We start from the raw sequence: 1443 nt of genomic DNA on the forward strand, positions 1-1443 counted from the left end.
ATGTTTCACGACTTTGTTCATATCAGTTTAACAATCGTGGTTAATCATAGGGTCTAAAAAAACGGCTCCAAAAGCCCCTTTTCTCCGGTTCCTGTTCAACATGCTCCGGCACGGGAATCCGCTTATTTTCCCTCTGCTCGGGAGTAGTCAATCCGTCATGTTTAGTTTCTGCTGTGTCAGGTTCGGGATCTGGTTTGACTATGCTGGGTTGCACTAATTCTTGATCGGTAAACGTAGTCATATTAGGTTTTGGGGCTTCTAATAGGCGTTGCATCGTTTCAATTTGGTTTTGATAGAAAGATTCCCGATCTTTGGCATCATCAAGCTGATTTTTCAGCATGTCTATCTGCTGTCTAAGCAGTAAAACTTCTGCCGAATTTGGACTGTCTATTTTTACAGATTCTTTTACATCCTGTTTTTTAACTGGCTCCCCAAAAACACGGATAGCCTCTGCTAGATCAATCTTATTTTCAGAATTTTTGCTTAAAATTCCTTTCTTTATGTTGTTGTAAATCGTTTGTCTATTGATATTGTAAAGCTTAGAAAGCTCAAGAACTGTAAGGGTTTTCATCCTGTAAATCTATGCCTAAACTTGTAAAAAGTTACTGCCTATTAGACTGCCTAATAGACAAATGATCAAGTATAAATTTTAGGCAGCTTGATAGCCAACTTTTTGAAGATAAGGGAATAATTCTTGGAATTTTTCACTATCTTGAAGCATTTCAGCAATACGTATAGCGAATTGTGGATAGCTTTCTGTACCCTGAGAATACTTACCCATTTCTGGTAGTTCGGAAAGTTTAGTAGCGAATAAGTGGCGTTGCTTATCTGTCATTCTCGAGAACAGATCAGTTGTATTAGGGTCTCTATTAGTTTCTATAGATCGAATAGTTGCTTTCTTTGGCTTAAAGCTAAAAGAAAATCCTGAGATTGAACGACCTTTTTTATGCTGTTCGTATTTAACATTGATATCTGAAAATTCGTTGATTTGGTCTACTGCAATATCTAAAACACGTCTCTTAAATGCTTCCATTCGAGTGTATTCGTTAACACCTATACCAAGTTGACTACGAAATTTATTTAATTCATAAACAGGCGTTTTTCCTACAGACTTCCATTGCATTAACAATTCATAAAGTCGTACAGCATAAACACTTTTGAAATCCGAAGTTTTTTTAAGATGGTAGCTAGTAAAATATTGTTCAAAGCCATCTATTTTTGTGACGTGTTCAATTACGACACGAGTTAGAGTCACCAATATCCGACCTTCACCCTTTCGATAATTAGCATCTTGAATCCAGCGACTTTTTGTTAAAGTCCCGTCTTCATTAGTAATAGTAAACTGTCTTTTAAATAAAGAATCTTCAGCCTCAGTTAAGGCTAAATATGCTGCGTCGGATGAAACATTAAAGGCTTTAGCATATCTAAGAGCATTTAGTTCTA

General features: G+C 36.4%; 2 protein-coding genes. Both read right to left on the reverse strand.

Annotation, left to right across the window (positions count from 1 at the left end; genetic code table 11):
• Positions 1 to 40 precede the first annotated feature (40 nt).
• On the reverse strand, positions 41 to 571 hold the full coding sequence (locus FTV41_RS14675) for a plasmid replication DNA-binding protein (protein WP_179996758.1): 531 nt from the start codon (positions 569 to 571) through the stop codon (positions 41 to 43).
• Positions 572 to 649: 78 nt separating this feature from the next.
• A partial coding sequence (gene repM / locus FTV41_RS14680; RefSeq protein ID WP_179996759.1) for a replication initiation protein RepM occupies positions 650 to 1443 on the reverse strand: 794 nt, incomplete at its 5' end.

Origin of the sequence: Acinetobacter sp. YH16051 (assembly GCF_013417135.1) — a bacterium.
GTDB classification, from domain to species: Bacteria; Pseudomonadota; Gammaproteobacteria; order Pseudomonadales; family Moraxellaceae; genus Acinetobacter; species Acinetobacter towneri.

What these genes read in the sequence shown, in the direction of transcription:
- FTV41_RS14675 (WP_179996758.1), bottom strand. Translation starts at nt 571, where the DNA reads ATGAAAACCCTTACAGTTCTTGAGCTTTCTAAGCTTTACAATATCAAT.